The organism is Aequitasia blattaphilus (genome assembly GCF_024721305.1).
GTDB lineage: Bacteria > Bacillota > Clostridia > Lachnospirales > Lachnospiraceae > Aequitasia > Aequitasia blattaphila.
Genome location: NZ_JAMXOD010000018.1, coordinates 25,689 through 52,290 on the forward strand (window position 1 = coordinate 25,689; position 26,602 = coordinate 52,290).

At 39.5% G+C, this 26,602-nt stretch carries 26 protein-coding genes, 1 tRNA gene and 3 pseudogenes; 29 read left to right on the forward strand and 1 reads right to left on the reverse strand.

Going from position 1 to position 26,602, the window contains the following annotated elements; genetic code table 11:
* Positions 1-283 precede the first annotated feature (283 nt).
* Complete coding sequence (locus NHH15_RS11945; RefSeq protein ID WP_316044073.1) at positions 284-2,290, reverse strand: BglG family transcription antiterminator; 2,007 nt, start codon at positions 2,288-2,290, stop codon at positions 284-286.
* A 140-nt stretch (positions 2,291-2,430) separates the two neighbouring features.
* Here NHH15_RS11945 and NHH15_RS11950 point away from each other — a divergent pair, with 140 nt between their 5' ends.
* From NHH15_RS11950 to NHH15_RS12095, 29 genes and pseudogenes are all read left to right on the forward strand, one after another.
* Entirely contained in the window at positions 2,431-3,210 is a 780-nt protein-coding gene (locus tag NHH15_RS11950; protein WP_262066908.1) for a PTS mannose/fructose/sorbose/N-acetylgalactosamine transporter subunit IIC, read from the forward strand.
* Positions 3,207-4,049: a PTS system mannose/fructose/sorbose family transporter subunit IID gene (locus NHH15_RS11955; RefSeq protein ID WP_262066909.1), complete on the forward strand. Its 843-nt coding sequence runs from the start codon at positions 3,207-3,209 to the stop codon at positions 4,047-4,049. The genes NHH15_RS11950 and NHH15_RS11955 overlap by 4 nt, the downstream gene beginning before the upstream one ends.
* A 14-nt stretch (positions 4,050-4,063) precedes the next feature.
* Positions 4,064-4,501, forward strand: a complete 438-nt coding sequence (locus NHH15_RS11960; protein WP_262066910.1) for a PTS sugar transporter subunit IIA — start codon at positions 4,064-4,066, stop codon at positions 4,499-4,501.
* A complete protein-coding gene (locus tag NHH15_RS11965; RefSeq protein ID WP_262066911.1) occupies positions 4,482-4,967 on the forward strand; it encodes a PTS sugar transporter subunit IIB in 486 nt (161 codons plus the stop codon). The genes NHH15_RS11960 and NHH15_RS11965 overlap by 20 nt, the downstream gene beginning before the upstream one ends.
* A 1-nt stretch (position 4,968) precedes the next feature.
* A complete protein-coding gene (locus NHH15_RS11970; protein WP_262066912.1) occupies positions 4,969-5,799 on the forward strand; it encodes a tyrosine-protein phosphatase in 831 nt (276 codons plus the stop codon).
* A gap of 11 nt (positions 5,800-5,810) precedes the next feature.
* Entirely contained in the window at positions 5,811-7,148 is a 1,338-nt protein-coding gene (locus NHH15_RS11975; RefSeq protein WP_262066913.1) for a 6-phospho-alpha-glucosidase, read from the forward strand.
* 13 nt (positions 7,149-7,161) lie between these two features.
* Positions 7,162-7,419 carry an HPr family phosphocarrier protein gene (locus NHH15_RS11980; protein ID WP_262066914.1) on the forward strand — a complete coding sequence of 86 codons (258 nt, stop codon included), beginning with the start codon at positions 7,162-7,164 and terminating at the stop codon, positions 7,417-7,419.
* A gap of 11 nt (positions 7,420-7,430) precedes the next feature.
* A complete protein-coding gene (ptsP, locus tag NHH15_RS11985) occupies positions 7,431-9,044 on the forward strand; it encodes a phosphoenolpyruvate--protein phosphotransferase (RefSeq protein ID WP_262066915.1) in 1,614 nt (537 codons plus the stop codon).
* Positions 9,044-9,394, forward strand: coding sequence for a 3'-5' exonuclease (locus tag NHH15_RS15770; protein WP_262066928.1), 351 nt, complete (start codon positions 9,044-9,046; stop codon positions 9,392-9,394). The genes ptsP and NHH15_RS15770 overlap by 1 nt, the downstream gene beginning before the upstream one ends.
* Positions 9,395-9,476: 82 nt before the next feature.
* Entirely contained in the window at positions 9,477-9,956 is a 480-nt protein-coding gene (locus tag NHH15_RS11995; protein ID WP_330639225.1) for a hypothetical protein, read from the forward strand.
* A 916-nt stretch (positions 9,957-10,872) separates the two neighbouring features.
* Positions 10,873-10,948, forward strand: a tRNA-Arg gene (locus NHH15_RS12000).
* Between the two features lie 372 nt (positions 10,949-11,320).
* Positions 11,321-11,494, forward strand: a complete 174-nt coding sequence (locus NHH15_RS12005; protein WP_262066916.1) for a hypothetical protein — start codon at positions 11,321-11,323, stop codon at positions 11,492-11,494.
* A 41-nt stretch (positions 11,495-11,535) separates the two neighbouring features.
* Positions 11,536-12,021: a DUF7000 family protein gene (locus tag NHH15_RS12010; RefSeq protein WP_262066917.1), complete on the forward strand. Its 486-nt coding sequence runs from the start codon at positions 11,536-11,538 to the stop codon at positions 12,019-12,021.
* Between the two features lie 489 nt (positions 12,022-12,510).
* Positions 12,511-13,056 carry a P-loop nucleotide/nucleoside kinase family protein gene (locus NHH15_RS12015; protein ID WP_039121379.1) on the forward strand — a complete coding sequence of 182 codons (546 nt, stop codon included), beginning with the start codon at positions 12,511-12,513 and terminating at the stop codon, positions 13,054-13,056.
* A 71-nt stretch (positions 13,057-13,127) separates the two neighbouring features.
* Positions 13,128-13,451 carry an LPS biosynthesis protein gene (locus NHH15_RS12020; RefSeq protein WP_132381054.1) on the forward strand — a complete coding sequence of 108 codons (324 nt, stop codon included), beginning with the start codon at positions 13,128-13,130 and terminating at the stop codon, positions 13,449-13,451.
* A 78-nt stretch (positions 13,452-13,529) separates the two neighbouring features.
* Positions 13,530-14,224 (forward strand): annotated as a pseudogene (locus NHH15_RS12025) (class I SAM-dependent DNA methyltransferase).
* Positions 14,225-14,386: 162 nt separating this feature from the next.
* The gene (locus NHH15_RS12035; protein WP_008981870.1) at positions 14,387-14,881 is read left to right on the forward strand and encodes an HD domain-containing protein; all 495 of its coding nucleotides are present in this window, start codon (positions 14,387-14,389) and stop codon (positions 14,879-14,881) included.
* Between the two features lie 83 nt (positions 14,882-14,964).
* A pseudogene (locus NHH15_RS12040) lies at positions 14,965-15,186 on the forward strand (GNAT family N-acetyltransferase); the annotation flags it as partial.
* Between the two features lie 652 nt (positions 15,187-15,838).
* On the forward strand, positions 15,839-17,143 hold the full coding sequence (gene ltrA, locus NHH15_RS12045) for a group II intron reverse transcriptase/maturase (protein ID WP_262066918.1): 1,305 nt from the start codon (positions 15,839-15,841) through the stop codon (positions 17,141-17,143).
* A 530-nt stretch (positions 17,144-17,673) separates the two neighbouring features.
* A pseudogene (ltrA, locus tag NHH15_RS15775) lies at positions 17,674-19,064 on the forward strand (group II intron reverse transcriptase/maturase).
* Between the two features lie 247 nt (positions 19,065-19,311).
* Positions 19,312-19,839 (forward strand): class B sortase, encoded by a 528-nt coding sequence (locus NHH15_RS12055; RefSeq protein WP_262066919.1) that lies wholly within the window; start codon positions 19,312-19,314, stop codon positions 19,837-19,839.
* A gap of 35 nt (positions 19,840-19,874) precedes the next feature.
* Positions 19,875-21,677, forward strand: coding sequence for a lysozyme family protein (locus tag NHH15_RS12060; protein ID WP_262066920.1), 1,803 nt, complete (start codon positions 19,875-19,877; stop codon positions 21,675-21,677).
* Positions 21,678-21,833: 156 nt separating this feature from the next.
* Positions 21,834-22,127, forward strand: a complete 294-nt coding sequence (locus tag NHH15_RS12065; protein WP_262066929.1) for an ArsR/SmtB family transcription factor — start codon at positions 21,834-21,836, stop codon at positions 22,125-22,127.
* Between the two features lie 86 nt (positions 22,128-22,213).
* A complete protein-coding gene (locus tag NHH15_RS12070) occupies positions 22,214-23,227 on the forward strand; it encodes a permease (protein WP_262066921.1) in 1,014 nt (337 codons plus the stop codon).
* 87 nt (positions 23,228-23,314) lie between these two features.
* Positions 23,315-23,899 carry a thioredoxin family protein gene (locus NHH15_RS12075; protein WP_262066922.1) on the forward strand — a complete coding sequence of 195 codons (585 nt, stop codon included), beginning with the start codon at positions 23,315-23,317 and terminating at the stop codon, positions 23,897-23,899.
* 1 nt (position 23,900) lies between these two features.
* Positions 23,901-24,593, forward strand: a complete 693-nt coding sequence (locus tag NHH15_RS12080) for a cytochrome c biogenesis CcdA family protein (RefSeq protein WP_262066923.1) — start codon at positions 23,901-23,903, stop codon at positions 24,591-24,593.
* A gap of 27 nt (positions 24,594-24,620) precedes the next feature.
* A complete protein-coding gene (locus tag NHH15_RS12085) occupies positions 24,621-24,995 on the forward strand; it encodes a thioredoxin family protein (RefSeq protein ID WP_262066924.1) in 375 nt (124 codons plus the stop codon).
* A gap of 13 nt (positions 24,996-25,008) precedes the next feature.
* Positions 25,009-26,055 (forward strand): ACR3 family arsenite efflux transporter, encoded by a 1,047-nt coding sequence (gene arsB, locus NHH15_RS12090; RefSeq protein ID WP_262066925.1) that lies wholly within the window; start codon positions 25,009-25,011, stop codon positions 26,053-26,055.
* Positions 26,048-26,443: an arsenate reductase/protein-tyrosine-phosphatase family protein gene (locus NHH15_RS12095; RefSeq protein WP_262066926.1), complete on the forward strand. Its 396-nt coding sequence runs from the start codon at positions 26,048-26,050 to the stop codon at positions 26,441-26,443. Before arsB ends, NHH15_RS12095 begins: the two co-directional genes overlap by 8 nt.
* Positions 26,444-26,602 lie beyond the last annotated feature (159 nt).

Here is a 26,602-nt window from a genome sequence, read left to right on the forward strand (position 1 = left end):
TAATGATTAGCAGGATTTTTCGGGTTTTTGCTAATGAAAATGGCTTTCCTGCTAATTTGCGAAAAAATGACGCTAAAAACCTTGCTAATTCAAAAGGCGATTGTTACGAGTTCAAAGAGCTATTTTGTAGGCTTAAATAGTCTTTGGATTTACACATTTGAATATACTATGACCTATTTATATAATGAAGCCAAGAAAGGACGGTGCTGTTATGAGAGAGAAGTTAAGTCACCTATATGTGGATAGCCACGAAAGAACAATCTTATTACATAGCCTTGTGGAGTTAAAGAATCAGCTTATCCAGCAAAGGTTTCTTTTTATTAGGATTAAAGTTAGCACTTAACATGATTCTTCGTAGTAAGGAGTCTGCTTGTTTCACCACCTGTGTGTCAAAGTTGAGAGGGATGCTACAAATCACCCCATTGATAATCGTTTTTCCGTTGCACACAAATGGCTGCTTAAAGCGATAAACTTGGATGCTCCACTTGTTGTCAGGCGGAAGGAACGAACAGAACACAGGCATAATACTATCTGAAGAATTTGTATCTGCAGGATACACCGGAAGGTATTCATGGTACATCTCTAAAAGCCCTTTTTCATGGGGCGAACGATCAGTTTTCGTTATCGCCCATTGGACAAATTCTTTGGAATTTTTGCACGGTAAATCAAGTTCTTCAACGTGTTGCACTTCACTTAACATTGTTTCTGTAGAAATATGAGGTAATATAACCTGATTTCGAATATCATAAAGCTCTTTCCAACTAAGAAAATATGAAAGTTCCATAACTGGAAGAATATCCTGCTTTGGAAGTAATTCAATCGGCTCCGAGGTGATAATACAATCATATTTACGCAGATCCATATGATTCAACTCATAAGGGGTACAATGATCAATACTGTCAATATAATTCTCGTGCTGAGACTTGATCTTATAACTGATCGAGCGGGCGTAATGAAGGTTGTGCGGACCAACACAAAGCATCCGCAATTTTTTTCGATTGCTGGGTATCACCATCACCGTATTGTAAAACAACAGGGTGAAATTAATCAGCATATACTGATCTGCTGGATAACCAGAGATCTTTTCAAGCTCCATTAATGTTTCGCAAGCAAGCTGTCTTGAAGCGGGAATCAGTGTTGCATATTTATATGCGGACCCACCATACTCAAATTCTGTAATCTGTAATTCTTTGCGTATCAGAAATTGAAAAATCAGCTTAGTAAGGCAATGGGAAAATTGAGAATCTCCGGAGAAAACAATGGATAATTGACTCCGGAAAAATGTTTGAAGCTGATCATGATAAGAAAGTGCCCTTTGGTATAGTTGTCCATAATCGGTAAGAAGATGGCTGGGTGTATGATAAAAATCTGCATTCGCCAGTATCATCATAGCAAAGAATAAAATCTCATCTCCCTTGACCACTTCCGGGATATGAGGGCATACCGTATTTAAAATCTGACTAGATGCATAGTAAGCAGGCGTCTTATGCAACTGTTTTCCCGAAGCCAAAGTCTCGTTTATGGATATATAATTTTTTTCCTCGATGCGCTGTTTCATAATAAAGGCTAAAATTGCAAGCCGTTCAAGTGCTTGCTCACTGCAGCGAAGATCCATCTTCGTAAAAGTCTGAACCATTAGGTGATAACAATTTTTTATCTCATCATGAGGAATACCATAACGCGTATACCCATCATCTAAAAAAACAATGGGAACAATGGCATGGGAATAAGGCTTACAGAAATCCACCATACATTGTCGTATAGTAGATTCTTCACCTCGAATCATCATACCGTGATGTGGCTTCGTTTCAAGTTCCATGTTGTATCGTTTAATAATTTTCCGCACTTCTTTTAACTCTTGATTAATTGAACTTCTGGTAAGCCACAGTGCATTTGCAATTTCTTCCGATTTCACATAATCTCCGGATAACAGCAGAATTCGTATTACATCACCTGTTCGTTCGGAAAAATCATTTTCATGGTCAAAAGCATAACAATACCTAAGAATAAGCTGGCTTTTTATATAATGTAATTTATGCTCGTCTTCCCCAAAGCAAAAAAGTCCATTGCCTCTTCGATTTTCAAGCCTTAAATCAAATACCTTAATTTCTTTATTGATTGTTTCCATATCTGAAGTCAAAGTACGAGTGGATATGTTCACATTATAAGCAAGAGTTTCCGGAGCAATCCCCGGATTGCATACAATTTCTTTTAAAATAAGTGACTGGCGCTTGTTTAATATCATTGTTATCTCCTTCCCTCTATAATATCTATTATACATGATTACCATATTCTTTCTATAAAAATATTGTTTCGTAGGAAATTCTTCGTTGAATCAATGAAAAAAGCAACGTGGAAAAAATTATTTTATGCATATATACTAAGACACAACACAAGCGCTTATGAAAAAAGAGAGTGAGGTAAAAATTTATGTTACAAGCATTACTTATTGCGTTATGGGCGGGAATATGTTCCCTTGACGATGTTGGTCCCCAAATGATTCGTCGTCCTTTGCTTACCGGAACGGTAACAGGTCTTATTATGGGCGATTTGGCACAAGGATTAACTATTGGTGCAAGTCTTGAACTTATGTGGATGGGTATCGGAAATGTGGGGGCTTATTCCGCACCGGATCTGGTGACTGGAGCCATTATTGGAACAGCTCTAGGAATTTCATCAGGAGGCGGAGTGGCAACGGGAATCGCACTGGCTGTCCCGGTGGCTCTTTTAGCACAACAACTATTAGTTTTATGTCGCACATTAAATGTTGCCTTTGTACCTTGGGCACAGAAAACTGCCGATAAAGGTGATTTTGACGGAATTATGAAAATCATTCCTGTTTCGGCACTTATGTACTTTCTTGCTCGTGCGGTTCCTTGCTTTATCGCAGTGTACTTCGGAAGTGATTTAGTTTCTTCATTGGTAGATGCTATGCCCACAGCATTGATTGAAGGTCTGGGCGTTGCTTCTAAAATTGTTCCGGCAATTGGTATTGCTCTGCTTCTTATGATGATGCTTAAGAATTGGGTAGGATGGGTATTTCTGCTTCTTGGATTCACCTTGTCAACCTACTTGGAATTATCCATTATGCCAATTGCAATTATTTCACTTGCGTTTGCGGTTCTTTATGTGATGGTTTGTGAAAAGAACGCACAACCCACGGTGGCCATTTCAGAACAATCAGATACAGAGGAGGAGTATGATCTATGAATGAAGAGAGAACGATCGCCGTGGCAGATGCAAGCACGGAAATCACTAAAAAAGATTTAAACAAAATGTTTTGGAGGTTGCAGCTTATGCAACTTACTACTAATTTTCAAAATATGGCGGGAACAGCGTTCTGTAATATGATTAGCCCCGTGCTTAAAAAACTGTACGCCAATGCCGATATAGAAGCGAAAAGCCGCGCAATGAAGCGTCATCTTGAGTTTTTTGTTTGTCAGGTAAACTGTACTGGCCTAATTCTCGGGGTAACGGCGGCAATGGAGAAAAACACCCAGGAAGCTGATAAGGATAGCATTTCATCCATCAAAACCGGTCTTATGGGACCGCTTGCGGGAATTGGAGATAGTTTGGTTAAGTTCACCCTAGTTCCTATCTTTGGAAGTATCGGTGCCGCTCTTGCGCTAGAAGGAAATGTCATGGGCCCAATTCTGATGTTTCTTTTATACAATATTTTTAATGTGGGATCTAAGTACTTTCTTATTCACTGGGGTTACGAAATGGGAACCGGCCTGCTAGAAGGCGATAAGACGCAGGTATTAATCCGGAGAATATCTAATGCGGCAAGTGTGGTGGGCTTAATGGCAGTAGGAAGCTTGATAGCCACCTCCGTAAAACTGCAGATAGGAAGCACTATTAATGTTGGAGAACAGTCAATTGCTATACAGGAAATGCTTGATATGATTATGCCAAATCTGCTTCCTCTTCTCACAACAGTAGGAATTCTTGCCATTGTTAAAAAATTAAACGGAAAACATACAGCGCTATTGATATTAGCAACCTTTGCTGTTGCGATTGTGCTATATATGTTGGGAATCTTAGTATAAAGGAGAAATCGTATATGAATGCAATTATATTAGCAAGTCATGGGCTATTTGCACAGGGAGCCCTTGGAGCGGTAGAAATGATTATTGGAAAACAAGACAATGTTCGGGTTCTTTCTTTGACCGAAGACAAAAATTTGGAAAGTTGCCTGCCGGAGATGAATCAAATGTGCGAAGAATTAGATACTTCATCCGGACTTTTGATTTTGGTAGATATGTATGGCGGAACGCCCTGTAATGTGAGCAGCAATATTTTGCTTCAAAAACAAGATGAACTTGACATTGAATTACTATCCGGCTTTAGTCTGCCGATGCTATTGGAAGTGTTTATTGACCGGGAAAAAAGTCCGGCGCAGATCAAAGAAGATATTATAAATAATTATTCGGATATGATGAAGGATTTAAAACTAATTTTAAATGAAAGTGGTGATGAAGATGGCAATCAACTTGGTTAGAATCGATGACAGATTAATTCATGGACAGGTGGCAACTACCTGGGTAAATGTAAAAAATATTGAGCAAATTTTATTGATTAGTGACAAATTAAAAAGTGACCCGGTGCAACAAAAGATAGTGATGATGACTGCACCGGCAGGAATCAAGGTATTAGTATTTGATGTGGAGAAGTTTATTTCGGTTTACCAGACGACCGAAATCAAAAAAAGAACGATGCTGATTTTGACCAATAGTACCGATGTATTAAGGCTCCTTGAGGGCGGGGTAAAATTTGATCATTTAAATGTTGGTGGTATGCGTCTTCAAGGAGATCGGGTACAGTATACCAAAGCATTATCAGCAACTCAAGAGGAAAAAGAGGCCTTTTTAAAAATTGCGGATATGGGTGTTGATATTGAAGTGCAGATGGTACCAAATGATCCTCCTGTAAAGATAGAACAAATTTTTACTGGAGGAGGTAAGTGATTTGAGTGAACAGTCAACGCAAAGAAAAAGACTGCCAATTGATGGCACACACAATATAAGGGATATTGGTGGATATATAGGAAAAGGTGGAAGAAAAGTTAAAATGGGGCTTTTGTATCGAGGCGATCAGCTTTCTAAAGTGACCGATCAAGGGATTGAGGAATTTAAGAAGCTTAATATTAATACGATTATTGACCTACGTTCCCCTCCTGAGATAAAAAAATCTCCGAATCAATACTGTGGAGAACAAAAGACTATTCACTGTGACCCTTCTGCGGAGACAGCGGAACTTGCTGCAAGCTTTCAAGTAAGCGCACAAGATGAAGATCGAATGTTGGTAGAAAAAATCAAACAGCGAGTTGAACAAAGTGACAATGGTGAGAGTATGTATGCTCAGTATCGAAAGTTTGCGTCTCACCCTAAATGCATTGATGCATTTAAAAGGCTCATGCTGGAAGTGAGCAAGGAAGATTCTGCACCCCTCTTTTTCCATTGTCGAGGCGGAAAGGACCGAACGGGATTTGCAGCGATGCTAATTCTTGGCACTTTGGGTGTTTCCGATGAAGATATTATTAGAGATTACTTGATTACTAAGGAAAATCGGGCACAGAGAACTCAGGAAAAAATGGAAAGCTACCGTCAATATACGGATGATCAAGCCGTCCTTACTTACTTAGAATCTTTGCTGGATACAGCACCGGATTTTATCGACGCTTCCCTTAAGGAGCTTAAATCAAACTACAATTCAGTGGAGCAATATGTAAAAGAGGTCCTTGACTTGGATGAGAAAGCGATTAAGCGGATACAAGATATTTATTTAGAAGAAAGCTAGAGGAAGAAAAGATGAAAGAATATGCTATTTGTATTGTCGGGGGAGGTAGTCGGTATACGCCAGATATGCTAGCTATGTTATGCAATCAAAAAGAACGTTTTCCCCTGAGAAAGATTGTACTATATGACAATGAAAATGAACGCCAAGATGTGGTGGGAGCCTATGCTGAAATCCTATTTAAAGAGTATTATCCCGAACTAAAAGAACTCGTCTATACCACCGATCCAGATACGGCATTTTCAGACATTGATTTTGCTTTAATGCAGATTCGTGCAGGACGACTTAATATGAGAGAGCAGGATGAAAAGATAGCCATTAAGCACGGCTGTCTGGGGCAAGAAACCTGCGGTGCTGGGGGTTTTGCCTATGGTATGCGGAGCATTCCGGCTGTTGTCGAGATTATTAAGCAAATTAGAGAAAAATCACCAGAGTGCTGGATTTTAAATTATTCTAATCCTGCGGCAATCGTTGCGGAAGCAACCAATCGGATCTATTCGGATGATAAGAGGATTATCAATATCTGTGATATGCCCATCGCAATTATGGACATGTATGCAGCTGTGTTAGGAAAGAAGAGAAAAGATTTGGAGCCCAAATATTTTGGTTTAAATCATTTTGGATGGTTTACTAATATTTACGACAGGGAGACGGGAGAAGATTATCTTCCACGGTTAAAAGAAATCCTGAAAACTCCAGTAGATGTACAGACGGAACCATTATTCCAGGAACCTTCATGGAAAGCGACATTTAAATTTATGAGTACCATGATTCAAGATTATGATGAGTATCTGCCCAATACTTATCTTCAATATTATCTCTATCCCAGGAAGATGTTTGAAAAGCAAAATTCAGACTATACTAGAGCAAACGAAGTAATGGATGGAAATGAAAAAGAAACCTATGAGCGGATGGAGACAATTATTGCACTTGGGAAAATAAAGGGTACTGAATTCGCAATTACTGAAGATGTAGGGTGCCATGCAGAGTATATTGTTGATTTGGCCACGGCGCTTGCCAATAATACTAAAGAAGTTTTTCTTTTAATGACAGAAAATAAGGGTATTATAGAAAATCTGGACCGACATATGATGGTAGAGGTTCCTTGTCGAGTAGGCAGCAGTGGAGTAGAGCCATTAGTGGTGGGTACAGTACCTACTTTCTATAAGGGTTTGATTGAGCAACAATATGCTTATGAGAAGCTAACCGTGGATGCCTATTTAGAAGGCAGCAAGAAAAAAGCAATGCAGGCTCTAGTGCTTAATCGAACCGTTGTAAACACAGACACGGCGATTGCACTACTGGAAGATTTAATTAAGGCAAATAAAGAATACTGGAGAGAACTAAAATAAGAAGGGATAAAAAATGAAGAATTTCAACTATGTGGTTAAGGATACTTTGGGATTACACGCAAGGCCGGCAGGATTATTGGTAAAAGAAGCCGGAAAGTTTGAATCCACAATTATGGTCCACACAAAAGGAAAACAAGCGAATGCAAAAAAATTACTAGCACTTATGTCGCTAGCCGTCAAACAAGAAGATGAAGTAGCGGTTACTATTGAAGGTGCAGACGAAGACGTGGCGGCACAAGCCATGGAGGTGTTCTTTCAGACAAATCTGTAGGAGGTTGATCCATGGAATATTACAGTGGTAAAAGCATTAACAATAAAATTGCAATCGGAAAATTGTTTTATTATAAAAAGCAAGAAGCAAAAGTAAAGCGAGAACGAATCGAAGATGTGGAAAATGAAGTAAAGCGCTTTGACGAGGCACGCGAGTTAGCTAAGGAACAGGTTCTTGACTTATATGAAAAGGCTAAGTCTGAAGTCGGGGAGGCAGAAGCCGCTATCTTTGAGGTCCATATGATGATGCTGGATGATGAAGATTATGGGGACTCCGTATGTAATATGATTGAATCACAGATGGTATGTGCCCCTTATGCCATCGCCTCTACCGGTGAAAATTTTGCTAATATGTTTGCTGAGATGGAGGATGAATACATGCAGGCTCGCTCTGCAGATATTAAAGATATTTCAGAGCGAATGGTAAGTATTTTACTTGGAAATAACGATACTGGTGCCGTGTTCGATGAACCTGTAATTTTAGTTGCGGATGACTTGGCACCTAGTGAGACAATTCAGCTAGATAAGGATAAATTATTAGGTTTTGTAACCCGACACGGGTCCATGAATTCTCATACTGCAATTCTTGCCAGAACGATGAATATCCCCGCCTTGATCCAGGTGGATATTAAGCCTGAATGGCATGGGAAGGAAGCTGTGCTTGATGGTTACAGTGCGCTACTTACCATTGAACCTGATGAATCCGCTCTATTTAAGGCCCGTGAACAGGTCGCACAAGATAACAAAAAAGAAGAACTTTTAAAGGAACTAAAGGGAAAAGAAACAGTTACAAAAAGTGGGCAGAAGGTAAAACTTTATGCCAATATCGGTAATGTTGCTGACACGGCAGCAGCTCTAATGAATGATGCCGAAGGAATTGGATTATTCCGAAGTGAGTTTTTGTATCTGGAATCCGCTGATTTTCCCACCGAGAATGAGCAGTTTCTTGCATATAAAATTGTGGCAGAAAACATGGCTGGAAAGCCTGTGATTATCCGAACACTAGATATTGGCGCAGATAAACAGGTCGATTATTTTAACTTGAAAAAGGAAGAAAATCCAGCACTTGGGTATCGTGCCATAAGGATCTGCCTTAATCAGACAGATATTTTCCGCACTCAACTTCGGGCAATTCTTCGAGCCAGTGCGTTCGGAAATATTGCCATCATGTTTCCTATGATTATCTCCTTATCTGAGGTACAAAGAGCAAAGGAGATTTTGGCGGAGGTAAAGTCTGAGTTAAAGGAGCAGAACATTTCTTACAAAGATGTAGAAGTTGGTGTGATGATTGAAACACCTGCCTCAGTTATGATTAGTGACGAGCTGGCGAAAGAAGTCGATTTCTTTAGCATTGGAACCAACGATTTAACGCAGTATACTTTAGCTGCTGACAGGCAGAATCCGGCATTAGATGATATGATTGATATTCATCATCCGGCTATTCTTAAGATGATTGAAATAACCGTTAAAAATGCTCATGATAATGATATATGGGTGGGTATCTGTGGAGAGCTTGGTGCGGATTTGGAACTCACGAAATTCTTTTTGGATTTAGGTGTGGATGAGCTTTCTGTTTCATCGTCCAGCATATTACCTGTACGAGAGAAAATACGAGAACAGGAATAATTGTCGAATTTCAAAAGCTATATCATTATCTTGAAGGGTATGTTCCTCTTTCTACGCAACATAAAATTAAAGGATTAGAATTTGATAATGTATTGATTCTTTTGCATAATGGTGGATGGAATAATTATAATTTTGACTATTTGCTTAATATGGAAATATATGAGACATTGACTCCAGCAAAGAAAAAAAGTTACGACAATATATTACATAGGACAAAAAAGCTGTTTTATGTTTGTTGTACACGAGCTAGAGAAAATCTAGTTGTTTTTTATCCGGAACCGACGCAAGAAGTTATTTCTGGAGCCCAAGAGTTGTTTGGGAAAGAAAATTGTGTTAATTTAGATGATTGATAATGTATAGATTTACATAGCCGAGTGGTTTTCAAAATGAAAACTGCCCGGCTACTTTTACGTCTGGAGGTGATGTGATTGAATGAGAAGTAACAAACCCTATGTTCAACTTGACCCCGCAGCCATTGAGCAAGCCCGGCAAATGGATTTGCTGTCCTACTTGCAACGATATGAGCCTGGTAATCTAAAACGAGTGGCTGGCAATGTCTATTGCACTAAAGAACATGACAGCTTAAAGATTTCCAATGGCAAATGGTACTGGTGGTCAAGAGGTTTTGGCGGTATTTCTGCCCTTGATTATCTCATTAAGGTTAAGGAATACGGATTTGTGGAAGCGGTTCAAGTTATTGCAGGTGTTGCAGTCGGGTGGACACCACCACCCCCTATCATTCCAAGGGATGAGCCAAAAGTCTTACTCCTACCGCCTAAAAATGAAACTAGCAATAATGTAATAAAGTATCTTTCGGGTCGTGGTATTGACTATGAACTCATACAGGAATGTATTGCCGATGGTACGATATTTGAGAGTGCTGATCGTTATCACAATGAGATTATAATTTAGTGAAAAGATTTGAATGGGTTTGAAAAACATAAGGCGGGGTGATTTTCTCCCTTTCGCATGAGTAATCAGAGAAATTCCAAATCGGCAACCGCAAAAGAGAAGAAATTTTACGAAAGGTTCTGACAAACGGAAAGCCTGTTCAAACGCAAAAAAGCCCGATGGGATATAATCCAATCGGGTGTGTGGGTAAATATTTCCTATTGTGTAGTGTATGTGGTTACATTGCGGAGCATAATATGCCGCAGATGAGAATAGGCTTTTTTTGATAGTGTAGTCTTCATTTCTTTATATCGAATGACAAAGTTTAACACGGCGGCAACCTCCTTGAGTAACCGCCATGTCTCTAAAAATGGGCGAATTTAATACGCCCACCGTATGTTCGATTTTTCAAAAGAAAAAACGGCGGCTTTGATTTTCATTTCAAAACCGCCGTTTGGCTATGTGATTATCATTTGGGCGCACCATTACCTCTGCCAAATGACGGCTTTTTTTATATGCCGTCATGGGCAAAAACAATATCGTTCTATAATTGTCGGAAGTATCGGATTATTCAATGCTTTTGATATAATCTTCAATATCATTTACAATGCAAATGACAAGTTCTGCTATTTCACTTGTTAAGAAAGTGTTAAAACATAACCCTAGGGGAAAAAAGAAAGTGTTAGCAAGTAAAAATAAATATAGATTTTTTCAGATGTCGCTATAGCTCAGCTGGATAGAGCGACCGCCTCCTAAGAAGAAAGTGTTAAAACATAACCCTGGAGGAAAAAGTGTTACGTATAGCAGTTCAACTTAATTAGTGTTTTTATAAAAGTTTCCTTAGTTCAACGGATAGAATAAGGGCCTCCTAAGGCTGTGTTATAACATAACCCTGAGGGAAAAAGGGAAATGGTTACAAGTAAAAATTTTAATAGATGTCTCCGTAGCTCAGTGGATAGAGCATTCGCCTCCTAAGCGAAGGGTCGGACGTTCAAATCGTCTCGGGGACGCCAAAAACAATGCCGCAAACCTGCATAAATACAGGCTTTGCGGCTTTTATAATTTCCCGAGAGAAATTGAACTCGTAGTAAACGGCGATTAGCAAGAGCAGTTTCTGCTAATCAAATTGGAAGAAGAAAAATTGAACTTCTGTCGTTTCGTCACCGATTAGCTTGCTAATGATTAGCAAGAATTTTCGGGTTTTTGCTAATGAAAACGGCTCTCCTGCTAATTTGCGGAAAAAAGGTGCTAAAAATCCTGCTAATTGAAAAGGCGATTGTTTCTTGTTCAACTACTCGTTATCGGGTCTTATATAATCCTCATTTTTTCATATTTGAGTGTCCTGCCCTCTGCGTATATACTGTAAATATAAGGAGGTTGCGACTATGAGAGAGAAAAAGAGCCATTTGTATTTGGATAGCCACGAAAGACGACTTTTGCTACATAGCCTTGTGGAGCTGAAAAATCAGCTCATACAGCAAGGCAGATATACGGACTGTGTTGATGAACTTATCTTCAAGGTTACTACTGCTTCCGTTAAAAAGGTAAAAGTGATATAATGGTTTTGAGTAGATAAGACGCAGTAGTGAGGAGGATATTTGTGGATAAAAGCCTAAATGATTATGTAGAAATTTATAAGGCCGAATTGGATAAAGGGGATATTCAAATCGCTTACGAGCAGTTATTAAAATATGTAATGGCATTGAAAGTTCATTTCCAAAAGGTACAGCCTGACAGCTACACTTTCGGGAATGTGTACCTCGGTTTTATGGACTACACATATTTCTATTTCTTCAATGATTTTCTGCGTAGTAAAAAATTGCGATTTGGAATTGTCTTAAACCACCCTAAAATGCAGTTTGAGCTTTGGCTATTAGGACAAAACGCAGAAGTGCAGAGCATTTATTGGGAATTGTTGAAAATAACAAAATGGAATGCAGGACGGACAGCAAAGCCAAAATACGCTGTTCTTGAAGCTGTTTTAATTGAAAATCCCGATTTTAATGACTTAGATGCTTTGTCAGATAAAATTGGAACAGCAGCACAAAGTATAATACAAGAAATTATGCCCTACCTCCAAGATTAACTTTTGGTCATAAGTCTGACAACTTTGAAGTTGTGGAGGAGGTTGAAATGAAAGCAGAGTTAATAGCCCCATGTGGAATGAATTGCCGTCTGTGTTATGGGTATATCCGTCCACGCAACCAATGTCCCGGCTGTAATGCTTCTGATGATAGCAAGCCGAAGTCATGTACAAACTGCAAAATTGTGGTTTGTGAAAAAAGGAACCAAAATGATTGGTTGACTTGTGCTGACTGCGATACTTACTGCCGACGTTTGAGAGACTTAGACAAGCGATATAGTTCTAAATACCACATGAGCATGATTGAGAACCTTGCTACTATACGCAATCATGGCATGGATTTCTTCTTGGAACAGCAGTATAATAAATTTTGCTGTCCTGCGTGTGGTGAAATAACCTGTGTACATAGAGTTGAATGTCCATCGTGCAAAAAACCGATATGGTAATTGAGCATAAGTTCAATAAATTTGAAGTTGTGGAGGTAAAATATAGATGAATCAAGGTAGAATTATTGTAATCACAGGTGCGCCGGGGACAGGAAAAACTACAACGGCATCTGCTGTTGCAAAAGAATCAGATTTGGAAAAGTCTGTGCATATGCACACAGATGACTTTTATCATTATTTGAGTAAAGGGGCAATACCACCGCATTTGCCAGAATCAAATGAGCAAAATTTGATTGTCATTGAAGCGTTTTTAGAAGCTGCGAAGCGATATGCTCGTGGTGGATATGATGTAATTGTAGATGGTATTGTAGGACCGTGGTTTTTAGAGCCGTGGCTCAACATTGTTCAAGAGCATTATGAAGTACACTATATCGTTTTAAGGGCAAGTAAAGAAGAAACTATGAAGCGAGCTATCGAACGCTCAAAGTTAGACAGAGAAACAAATATTGAATTAGTTGAAACAATGTGGAAGCAATTTTCCAATTTAGGAATCTATGAATTAAATGTTATAGATACAACTACGCATTCAATCAAAGATACTGTTTCAGCAGTAAAAGAAAAAATAGTAAGCGGTACGGCTTTACTATTTTAGACAATTCCAGTTTGTATAACAGGAATTTATCAGAAAATGAGGAATAGTTGAAATGGAGGCGCTATAATAACATGAAGATTGAAGGGAACCAGAAAGAACTGGATGCAATGGTAGAATTTCATAAGGGAAACCGTGTCGAGGGGTTGAGACTGCAAGAAGAATTTGCAGCGGAATTTCGTAAGGAGTATAAAGACAAAGATCACTGTCCTTGCCTGAAATCCTGTCGTTATCACGGAAACTGTAAGGAATGTGTAGCAATCCACAGAGCGCATCAGGAACATGTTCCTAATTGTATGCGACCATTGATTAATAAAAAATTGAAATTGATGTCAGAATTAACAGAGCATACCTTGGCAAATGAAATAGAAGCTCCACATGAGATTTTAAGAAAATAGGCAAGTCAAATTCCCGTTTATTGGGAAGTCGCAGAGAACGAAAAATCGGAAGTTTACAGCGAGGTGAAAGAGGATATTATGCAGTATTCAAAGGAAGAAAGTAAAGCAATCTGGAATCAAAACGCTGAATTTTGGGATTGTGCAATGGGGGATGAATCAAATGATTTTCACAGAGAAGTTGTCCGCCCCAAAGTAACAGAGCTTCTAAATCCTGATCCAACAGACTATATTTTAGATATTGCCTGTGGAAATGGAAATTATTCTGCATATCTTGCAGAAAAAGCTGTCTCTGTTTTGGCTTTTGATTATAGTGAGAAAATGGTGGAACTGGCAAAAAAGCGCCAAAAACGGTATGCTGATTACATTGAGTTTTGTGTAGCAGACGCCACGAATGAAACAAGTCTGATGGCATTAAAAAGAAATAAGCCGTTTACAAAAGCAGTCTCCAATATGGCGGTCATGGATATTACCGATATTAAGCCGATTTTTACCTCTGTTTATAAATTGCTTGAGGATAACGGAGTATTTGTATTTGCGACACAGCACCCCTGTTTTGTAACGCTCACAGAAAATATATGACGCCGCACAGCTATTACGATATTGCGATTGAAGGACAGCCGCAAAAACAATGTTATTATCATCGTTCTTTACAGGATATTTTTAATCTGTGTTTTGATACCGGATTTGTCATAGACGGATTTTACGAAGAATGCTATTTTAATAAAGAAATCCCGGATATTATCATTGTCAGAGCCATAAAAATTGAGAGGTAGATAGTAGATTTGCCATTTCCTGTAATTGTAAAAAAACTTAAATGATGGATATTCCGGGGATGCAGGATGAAATGCGCCGTCCCATGATGCTGATTGTATCGGCGAACAAAAAAGTGGATAGATAGAACTAAAACACCTATAAGGTATAAATGGAGGTAATTTATGTTTAAAGAAAAAATTATTATAGAGATGAAAGAAGTATTCAAAGAAATTCCTTTTGGCATAGAGCATACTCTCAAAGTTTTGAAAAATGCAGAAGATATAATGAAAGGAGAAAATATCGGAGAGGAAGAAAAAGAATTCATCAGTATTATTGCTATACTACATGATATTGGTGCGGTTGAAGCACAAAAAAAATACGGTTCTATTGATGGTGTCTATCAAGAAAAGGAAGGACCAGAAGTAGCGAAAGAAATATTAAAAAAGGTAGGTTATAACAAAAATATTGATAGAATATGCTTTATAATAGGCAATCATCATACTCCATCTAAAATTGATGGACTTGATTTTCAAATACAATGGGAAGCTGATTTGCTTGAAAATTTAACGGTTATGGATAAAGAAAAAGAACAGGAAAAGATAAAAAAGTGTATAGATGAAAACTTTAAAACAAACACAGGAAAAAGGATAGCTTATAATCGCTTTATTTTAGATTAGTAGTAGATTATTACAGTTATGTATTTTATATCGCAAAGAAAAAATAGTAGTTAAGTTTAACCCTAGGGTTAAATGATGAATATGTTGAGGGCATTTTTGTTTCTGGTGAAATGCAATCGCAGGGTATAGGTAAAATTCTGCTGAATTATGCAAAGGATAAAAGGAATAAGTTGTACTTGAACGTATACCAAAAGAACGCACGGGCAATATCTTTTTATAAGAGAGAAGGATTTGAGATTCAGCATAGTGGCTTAGATGAGGCTACCGGAGAAAAAGATTATGTAATGACATGGCAACACAAATAGAAATTCCAGTTTGTCTACGAGCAACACCATATAAGTGAATAAGAGTTTTACATAGCCGATTGGTTTTCATATTGAAAATCAGTCGGCTTTTTTGCGGTGCGCCTGGCGGCGCACGTTTCTAACCGGTGAAAGTCGTGTGTTCTGAAAGCTGTTATCAGCTTGCCAGTGAAAGTCTGGTCAAGGTAATCGCCAGTGAGCCTTGTAGCAAGCCTCCAGTGCTTATGGGTGACCGTTTGTGCTGAAGCGAGGTGATACCTATGTGAAATAGGTGCAAATTAACAGTCCGTAACATTAAGTGAATTCTGTAGCATCGTTACGTTAGCCCTGAAAAGGGGAAAAGAGGGAGTCGAATCACTGACTTTCTGATGAAGACCATGGAAAATGTGAAGATACTGGATAACAGCATTGAAGAACCCTCCGGTGTAGAGGAAGCGGAATGTTAAGAAAGTTGATAGCGGAACAGAAGAGACCTCATATGGTCATACTGCCACAGGTATGTAATCCAAGATATAAGTACGCATACGAAATTCTTGGAAATGCTGTATGAGGAGTCGGAGGAGCCCATAGTATCAATGAACTATCGGTAAGATAAACGATAGGAGAGAAGGGGCTCTACTTTAATCAAGATTAACGGGAAGGTAAGGGATAGTGCATGCCTAACAAAGGACAACAACACTCAATAGAAAAATCACGACAACTTCAACGTAATCTATATCTGGCAGCCAAAAAGGATAAACAACGCAGATTCCATGCGCTGTATGACCGTGTTTATCGCCCGGATATTTTGTGGCGGGCATGGAAAGAAGTAAGAAAGAACAAAGGAAGTGCTGGTATTGATGGCATTACCTTTGAAATGATTGAGGAGTATGGAGTGCAGAAGTACCTACAAGAAATAAATGAAGAACTGGTAGGTGGAACATATAAACCTATGCCAGTAAAAAGAGTATATATTCCAAAGCCAGACGGAAAACAACGTCCGTTAGGAATACCTATTATTAAAGACCGAATTGTACAACAGGCATATAAGATAGTTGTTGAGCCGATTTTTGAAGCGAACTTTTTAGAGGTCTCCTATGGGTTTCGTCCCAAAAGAGATGCAAAACAAGCTACGGAAAGAGTAAAGAAGGGGCTGTATAAAAACTGGTATGTGGTAGATGCAGATATACAAGGATACTTTGATAACATCAATCATGAAATTCTCTTAAATCTCATGAAAAGAAGAATCAGCGACAGAAGAATTATAAAACTGTGTAGGTTATGGCTACAGGCAGGAGTAATTGATAATGGCAGATATGAGAAGACTACAAAGGGTTCTCCGCAGGGCGGAGTGATAAGCCCCTTACTGGCGAATATCTATCTACACGTACTGGACTCGTATTGGTGTAATGATACGAGTAATGGAGAGATAATAAGATATGCGGATGATGCGGTGATTCTTTGCTATACAAAGAAAGACGCAGAAAAAGCATATAAACAATTACAGCTAATAATGAATAAATTGAAGCTAACACTCAATCCAGGAAAAACGAAGATAGTAGATATGAATAAAGACAGTTTTGAATTTTTGGGATTTCAATACCAGAAATTCAGAAGCCAGAAAAGTGGCAGAATGCTACCTTATATGATGCCATGCAAGAAGGCCTTGAAGAAAATGAAAGATGCCATCAGAATCATTACTTGTAAGAAGTCTGCCTACGAAGGACTAGATAGCAAAGTCAGAAGGTTAAATCCACTAATTAGAGGATGGCGTAACTACTTTTCCCATGGCAACTCGACGAAAAGATTCATACAACTGGATGAGTACTTATGGATGAAGTTATGGAGACGAGTATATGATAGCCGCAAGCAGAAAAAGTATAAAGAACGTGTACTGTATGGATTCAAACGCTGGTATGCAAAAAGTGGGATTGAATACTTCTATAAGGGAAACACTGATAAATACAGTTATGTCCTTTGAATGTTCCAGAAAGAAGATTATCGGAAAGCCGTGTGAGGGAGAACCTCATGCACGGTTTGAAGTGGCAGGTGATGGAAACGGTGGATATCGCGCCATCACTTGACCCTACCGTAATCCGCCCGGTAGTGGGAAGGATATAGCCGAAGGCAAGGGTGTCCATCGTGAGATGGAATCTGAAGGAAGCTGGATGTTGGGAACATACTAACCAACGGGCAAATCTCTGGTCTGACGAACAGAAATCACATCAGGCTATGCATGAGGGTAAGGCTGCCGCACAAGCCAAAGCCCAATAACTACACGGAATCATGTATGGTATATGTGGCAGATAGGTGGAGAGAAAGAAACGTGTGGTACCCAGGGAGGTCTGTGTGATACGCTCTGAAAGGAGTAACCACTGTACAAGGAAACGAGGCAGTGCTGAACACGCAGAAGTCAGCAGAGGTCATATTAGCCGAGCACCCGCAGGGCACTTAGGTGAAGGACCGAATCAGTAGGAATCTTTAGTACAACCGGGAAAGGAGGGAAGAGCAATGGGCGCAGAAAACAAGGAAAGCTACTCACAGAGAGATAGCACGGAATGCAAAGGATATGTGAGAGCGCGTCGCTCTTTCCATCAGATATGGAAGGAAAGAGATAGTGCGCAGCCGGAGCTTTTGGAGAAGATACTGTATAAGGATAACCTTAACAGAGCTTTTAAGAGAGTGAAGGCAAATAAGGGAGCACCGGGAATCGACGGAATTACAGTAGAGGAAATAGGCAAATATCTACAAGAGAATCAAAAAGAGATTGTGGAAAGAATCTACAGAGGAAAATATACCCCCGACCCGGTAAGAAGAGTAGAAATCCCAAAGGCGGATGGTGGAATACGAAAGCTTGGTATTCCGACCGTTAAAGACCGTATATTCCAACAGGCAATTACACAACAGCTAATGCCTATCTATGAACCGCTGTTCTCGGACAATAGCTATGGCTATCGTCCGGGAAGGAGTGCAAAAGAAGCCATTCTGAAAATAAAGGAATACGCAGAGCAAGGATACGTTTATGCAGTATCTTTGGACTTATCGAAGTACTTTGATACCTTGAACCACGAGATGCTCCTAAATATCTTGAGAAGAAATATAAAAGATGAGCGAGTGATTCAGTGGATTAAAAGATACCTAAAGAGTGGCGTCATGGAGAAGGGCGTTGTCGTGAAAACAGAAGAAGGTTCACCGCAAGGGGGAAACTTATCTCCCCTTTTAGCGAACATCTATCTAAATGAGTTTGATCAAGAGTATCAAAATCGAGGCGTATCTTTCGTACGTTATGCAGATGACATCGTACTGTTGGCGAAGAGCAAAAGAGCCGCAACGAGACTCTTAGAATCGTGCACGAAGTATCTGGAAGGAAAATTAAAGTTAAAGTAAACCAGGAGAAAAGTCGTGTGGTAAGCGTGTTTGCAATCCGAAATTTTAAGTTCCTTGGCTTCACATTGGGAAAGAACGGAAAGGGCATATATGTCCGGGTTCATGGGGAGTCATGGAAGAAGATGAAGTCAAAGCTGAAAGAACTTAGTTCCCGAAGGTCTGTTCAGAGCATACGGCCTGCCCTTGAGAGAATAAAGGTGTATATGCGTGGATGGCTTAATTACTACGGGATTGCTGACATGAAAAATAAGATAGATGCCCTTAATTCATGGCTCTACCATAGGATTCGTATGTGTATATGGAAACAATGGAAATTGCCTAGAACGAAGAAAAGGAATCTAATAAAACTTGGAATACCGGAGCACTTTGCACATATGGCGGCAAATAGCCGCAAGAAACAGTGGTATGTGTCAGGAATGGGAGCGGTCAACAGAGCCTTGACAAAAGAAAGACTGATAAACAATGGCTTCTATGATTTAGCCACAGCTTATCAGTCTGTGCACGTCAACTATTGAAAGCGCCGTATACCGAACGGTACGTACGGTGCTGTGAGAGGACGGCGGTTAGTCACCGCCTCCTACTCGATGCTATCACATCTACGACCACTATGCAAAAGAAGCCGAGCAGATTGAAGCCTTTGAGGACATTGCCGAGGTTGTCGAACAGGCACGGGAGTCTGAGGAAGATACGCCCGACATTCCATACTCTGAAGCTGAAAATATCCTTCCCAATTATGGCGAGCTGTTTCTTCAAAATGCCGATATGGTCGGGTGGATTACGATTGCCGGCACGACAGTCAATTATCCTGTGATGCAGACCCCGAACGAGCCGAATTACTATCTCAAACGCAACTTTGAAAAGGCATACAGTGATTTAGGTACGCCTTATATACAGGAAAATTGCGACCTTAACGCAAGCGATAACCTTATCATTTACGGACACCACATCAAGGACGGTAAAATGTTCGGAGCATTGGAGAATTACAAATCCCATAGCTTTTATGAACAGCACAAAATTATCCAGTTTGATCCCCTCACGCAGCGTGGTGAGTATGAAATCGTTGCCGTGTTCAAGACCGTAGCATATAGCGGGAGTGGCTTTCGCTACTATGATTTTGTCAATGCAGAAAGTGAAGAAACCTTTAGTGCCTATATTGACCAATGCAAGGAGCTTGCCTTTTATGATACTGGTGTGGGTGCCGAATACGGTGATAAGCTCATTACGCTTTCTACCTGTGAATACTCTGCCCAGAACGGCAGGCTTGTTATCGTGGCAAAAAAGGTCGGCTGATATGACTGCAATCTCTCTGGGAAAGGAGGTTTTCTATGGCTGATATAAAGACCAGAGATGCAGTCAAGGGTACGATAAAGACCATTGACAAAGCGGCGGTTGCTTCGGAACGTATGAAATCCGCCTATGCCAAAACAAAAGATAAGGCGGAAAATAGCTATTATGCTGATGAGAACTCTGCCACCGAATATGCAACCAATAGAGTTTCGGATGCTGCCGAACGTGTGACCCGTGACGGTATCCACCAATTTGACAAAAAAGGGCGGAAAGCGGTTGGTGACACCAGAGAGAACATTGGTAAGGCAAAGGATAAGCTCTCCGATTTCAAGGAAAAACGAGCGGTAAAAGGAGCCGAAAAAAAAGCAGCAAGGTCTGGGCAGGTTGGCTCACCTACTAACTCTGGAACGGCAGTTCACTCCCCTGTGGGGGCAGTCAAATCGGCATCTCAAGCGGAGAAGTCGATAAACACCTCTGCCCATAATACCAAAAAGACAATTAAACAATCTGCCCGTGGTGCGGAAAAGACGGTCAAGACCGTCACTAAGGGAACAATTAAAACGACTGCCAAAGGTACTGTCAAGTCGACTGAAAAGGGTATTAAAACAGCTCAAGCTACCTCAAAGGCGGCAGTTAAGACCACACAGCAGGCGGCAAAAACAGCACAGGTTGCAGCAAAGACCTCTGCTAAAGCTGCTCAGAAAACCGTGCAGGCAGCTAAAACTACTGCAAGGGCTACAGCTCATGCTGTGAAAGTGGCGGCTAAAGCAACGATTTCTGCTGTTAAGGCAATTATTGCAGGAACAAAAGCACTGATTTCCGCTATCGTTGCAGGCGGTTGGGTGGCAATTGTAATTATCCTAATTGTGGTATTGCTTGGCAGTGCAATTTCTATTTTTGGCGGTGGTAGCGAAAATTCATCCTACACTCCTGTCAGTGCGGAGGTGGAAACCTACACACCGATGATACAAAAATATGCAAAACAGCATGGCATTCCCGAATATGTTGAGCTTATCAAGGCAGTTATGATGCAGGAGTCTGGTGGGCGTGGTAATGACCCGATGCAGGCATCCGAATGTGGATACAATACAAGATATCCCAATTCACCAAATGGGATAACAGACCCAGAGTATTCGGTCAATGTGGGTATACAGAATTTGGCTGCCTGCTTAAATGCCGCAGAGGTTAAAAGTCTAATTGATATGGATAACATTAAACTGGCTCTGCAAGGCTACAACTACGGTAACGGCTATATTTCATGGGCTAGGAGCAACTATGGCGGCTACACCTATGCAAATGCGGCGGAGTTTTCCACCATGCAAGCAGCAAGATTAGGTTGGAGCAGCTACGGCGATACACAGTATGTGGCTCATGTGCTGCGTTATTATCCATATGGTCGTGCCTTTACAAGCGGTGGTGGCAATCAGGCAATTGTTGAAGTTGCTTTGTCGCAGCTCGGGAACGTAGGTGGTCAACCCTATTGGTCGTGGTATGGCTTTGGCGGACGTGTAGAATGGTGTGCCTGCTTTGTATCATGGTGCGCTGAACAATGTGGTTATATCGAATCAGGGGTTATACCGAAATTTGCAGGTTGCGTTCAAGGTTCTAATTGGTTTAAAGAACAAGGACAATGGCAGGATAGAAACTTTGAACCGACAGCAGGTCATATCATCTTTTTCGATTGGGAAGGCGACGGAGTTACCGACCATGTGGGGATTGTAGAAAAATGTGAGGATGGTGTTGTCTATACTGTAGAGGGCAACTCTGGTGATGCATGCAGACAAAGAAGTTATGCGGTAGGAAGTAGTAATATCTATGGATATGGCACTCCTTCCTACTAATCGGGGAGCGTTGCTCCCCGTACATAAATAAAGAGTATTCTATAAATTTTTTAAAGATATATTGACATTTACCAATGCGGTGCATATAATAATATATAGATGTTTATCTATTCGTTCTTAAGGGAGGTGAAAAATTTGAACGTTGATGAGAAAAAAATGGCTGTAGTATTTAAGGCATATTGCGATGAGAATCGTATCCGTATACTAAAGCTTTTAAGTACAGGTGAAAAATGTGCATGTAAGCTACTTGAGGAAATAGATGTTACACAACCCACTCTGTCACATCATATGAAGATACTTTGTGACTCTGGCATTGTCGTCGGGCGAAAAGAAGGAAAGTGGATGCATTATTCCATTTCTACAAAAGGTGCAGAGTATGCTATGGAGTGTTTGCACACATTAACAAAAGTTAATTTTACTTGTGAGGATAAGTCGTGTTGTGAAGAATAAGAGGAATAATCTTCTCTACACGACATCCTTTTAAAGACACACATAGACACATTTAAATATAACAATGTAAAAACCGGAGGTTAGATATGGAAATATTTAAAGCAGCTTGGGACTTTTTTCAAAATCAAGTCCTTGGTATGAAATGGCTGAACAGTTTAATCGGTTCAGCACTTGACGCCTGTGGCTTAGATACCACAGGTAGAATTGGTGGAAGCATACAATTTTTTATTTATGACATAATTAAAATTATGGTTTTACTTGGTGTTCTAATTTTGATTATCTCATATATTCAAAGCTACTTTCCGCCCGAACGGACAAAAAAAATATTAGGTAGATTTCACGGTGTTGGAGCAAATATTATTGCCGCTCTACTGGGCACGGTAACCCCGTTCTGTTCCTGTTCATCTATTCCTTTGTTCATTGGCTTTACAAGTGCAGGATTGCCACTTGGTGTAACATTCTCATTCCTTATTTCATCGCCCATGGTTGACCTCGGTTCTCTTGTCCTACTCATGAGTATTTTTGGTTGGAAAGTTGCTGTGGTTTATGTATTGTTTGGTTTAATTATTGCTGTCGCAGGCGGTACATTAATTGAAAAGTTAAATCTTGAAAATCAAGTAGAGGAATACATTAGAAAAGGAAATTCACTAGATGTTCCGCAGGAAGAACTTCATTTTAAAGATAGAATAAACTTTGCTTGGGAGCAGGTTGTCTCCACTGCTAAAAAAGTATTCCCATATGTCCTTATCGGTGTCGGAATTGGCGCACTAATCCACAATTGGATACCTGAAGACTTTATCGTTAAAGTGCTTGGTGACAATAATCCATTTGGTGTTATTTTAGCTACACTAGCAGGCGTTCCTATGTATGCAGATATTTTTGGTACAATTCCGATTGCGGAAGCTCTACTTGCAAAAGGAGCATTACTTGGAGTCGTGTTATCCTTTATGATGGGGGTTACCACCCTTTCACTTCCTTCAATAATTATGCTGCGCAAGGCAGTCAAACCGAAACTACTCGGCATCTTTATTGTAATATGTACGGTTGGAATTATTGCCGTAGGCTATTTGTTTAATGCAATTCAACCTCTACTTGTTTAATGAAAGGTATTGAAATGGTTAAAAAATGGTATCTAGTTATTGATATTATAAAGTGTTTTAAATACAAAACGTTTGGAGGTGATTGCTGTGGCTGATAATCAGACCACTAAGAAGGAAAGTAAAAAGCAGTTATGGCTACGTATAGGTGTTATTGCTGCGATTATTGTAGTTGTTGGAATCATTTTTATTGTAAAAAATATTTCTAAAAAAGAGTCTACTACGCTCGCAAATGAAAGCTCTCAAATAACAGGTCAGTCCGATATCGATGAAACATATTCATTAAAATTGACAGTGGCTGATTTAGAAACAATCAAAACTTATGGAGTACCGACCGTAATTGACTTTGGCTCTGACTCTTGTATTCCTTGCAAGGAAATGGCACCTACGCTTGAAAAACTTAATGCTGAATGGCAGGGAAAAGCCGTCGTTCAGTTTATGGATGTTTGGAAATATACAGACGGTGTTTCAGATTTTCCAGTACAAGTAATTCCTACACAGGTGTTTTTCGATGCAGATGGCACACCGTTTATACCAAGTGAAAATTTGCAAAAGGAAATCCAATTCGATATGTATTCTGTTAAAGAAAGCGGAGCCCATGTTTTTACTGTACATCAAGGTGGATTAACAGAAGAACAAATGCGAATAATATTTGCTGAGATGGGGGTAGAATAGTATGATTGATACTTGGCTGTCTCAGATTGCAGAAATAATCGGAAGCAACCTCTGGTTAGCGCCAATACTTGCTCTAATTGCTGGAGTGTTGACTTCTTTCACTCCCTGTTCGCTTTCTAGTATCCCTCTCATCATTGGATATGTTGGTGGTATAGGCGAAAAAACCACGAAAAAGGCTTTTGCGTATTCGGCTATTTTTTCTGTTGGTACAGCGGTTACATTTGTATCCCTTGGCGTTCTTGCCACCTCAGCAGGAAAATTAATGGGGACATCATCGCCAATATGGTATGGTATTCTTGGCATACTTATGATTTTAATGGCACTTCAAACCTTTGGAATTATTAATATTATTCCGTCAACAAATTTGCTGTCAAAAAGCAAGAAACGAGGTTTTGTTGGCGCATTTTTAGCTGGTGTTCTTGCAGGTGTTTTTTCCTCGCCATGCTCAACCCCCGTGCTAATTGCCTTACTTGCTATTGTTGCTGGTAAAGGTAATATCTTTTGGGGGATTCTATTGATGTTACTTTATTCTATAGGTCACAGCTCTCTGGTAATGGTAGCGGGAACATCAGTTGGTTTTGTTCAAAAAACTAAAAACAATGAAAAATATAAAAACACTGCTAATATATTGAAAATCGTAATGGGTATTGTGATTTTGCTCATTGGTTTTTATATGTTCTATCTTGCATTTTAACTAAACAAAAATTAGGAGGAAAGTATTATGGCGTTATTTAATTTTGGAAAGAAAAAAGAAGAAGAAAAGGTACCTGCTTGTTCATGTAATGGAGAATGCAGTACAGGCGAGGTTGATGAGATTGTAAACGACTGTTGTGGTGAAGCAAAGGATGGAATCTGCTGTATTAAGGTGCTCGGTTCAGGGTGTAAAAATTGTCACGACTTACTTGAAAATGCTAAGAAAGCCACAACAGCAATGGGACTTAGCGTAGAGGTAGAATATGTTACAGATATGCAAAAGGTTATGGAATATGGCGCTATGAGTATGCCTGCGCTTGTTGTTAATGAGAAGGTTGTCTCTATGGGTAAAGTTTTGAAACCTGCTGATGTTGAAAAGCTATTTCGGAAGTTAGGATTTTAGGGAGCGATAATCAATGGGCAAAGAAAAAAGTAGCATTAGTATTTTTCAAAAGTACCTATCACTTTGGGTTTTTATCTGTATGGTTGTTGGCGTTGCTATTGGAAAGTATTTACCAGGTATTCCAACTTTTCTAAACAAATTTGAATATGCAAAGGTATCTATACCTATGGCGATACTTATTTGGTTAATGATATATCCCATGATGATAAAGGTTGATTTTCAAAGTATAAGAAATGTTGGGAAAAATCCGAAAGGATTATTTGTTACTTGGATAACTAATTGGCTTATTAAACCATTTACAATGTATGGCATTGCAAGTCTATTTTTCTTTGTGATATTCAAGACATTTATCACACCAGAACTTGCAACAGAGTATCTGGCGGGAGCAGTTTTACTTGGGGCTGCTCCTTGCACAGCGATGGTGTTTGTTTGGAGTTCACTAACAAAGGGGAATCCCGCTTACACGGTAGTACAGGTAGCAACAAATGACCTTATCATTCTTTTGGCATTTGTTCCAATTGTGAAATTTCTACTCGGTATTTCTAATGTTTCAGTGCCATGGGATACTCTTATAATATCAGTCGTACTATTTGTAGTAATACCACTTATTGGCGGATTGGTAACTCGCTATCTTGTAGTTAAGAAAAAAGGCAAGGATTATTTGGAAAATATTTTCGTTCATAAGTTTGACAATGCTACAAGCATAGGACTTTTGCTGACATTGATTATGATTTTTTCTTTTCAAGGAAATGTTATTCTAGAAAATCCTCTGCATATTGTTCTGATTGCTATTCCATTAATCTTACAAACATTTTTGATATTTGCAATTGCCTATGTGGCTTGTCGTATTCTAAAATTGCCATATAATATCGCAGCCCCTGCGGGGATGATAGGCGCATCAAACTTTTTTGAACTTGCTGTTGCAGTAGCGATTGCTTTGTTTGGAACGACATCGCCTGCAGCATTAGCAACCACAGTAGGGGTTCTCACAGAAGTACCTGTAATGCTGTTACTAGTGAAAATTGCAAATAGTACGAAAGGTTGGTTTGTAAATGAATAAAAAGAAGGTAGCCTTTATTTGTGTTCATAATTCGTGCCGAAGTCAAATTGCCGAAGCCCTTGGTAAACAATTTGTAGGTGATATTTTTGATTTCTATTCAGCAGGGACAGAAACAAAACCACAAATTAATCAAGATGCTGTTCGATTGATAAAACAACTTTATGGGATTGATATGGAACAAGCACAGTATAGCAAGACCATAGCAGACATACCTACTCCTAATATTGCTGTCTCTATGGGCTGTGACGTTGGCTGTCCATATATCGGTAAAACTTTTGATGATAATTGGAATTTACCAGACCCTACTGGTAAAAGTGATGCTTTTTTTAAAGAAGTGATTAAAGAAATTGAAAAGAATGTTTTGGCATTGAAGAGAAGTATTTTATAGAAAAAGAGTTGGTGAAAAAACTAAAGAGCAAACGAAGACATCTATTCCTCGATTTGCTCTTTAGCATCACATATTTCTTTAATTGTTCCAGCGATTATAATAAGTTGGACCTACGTCAATACCTTGGACAAAAAAAGTCGAAAGTTTTTATGCCACTCT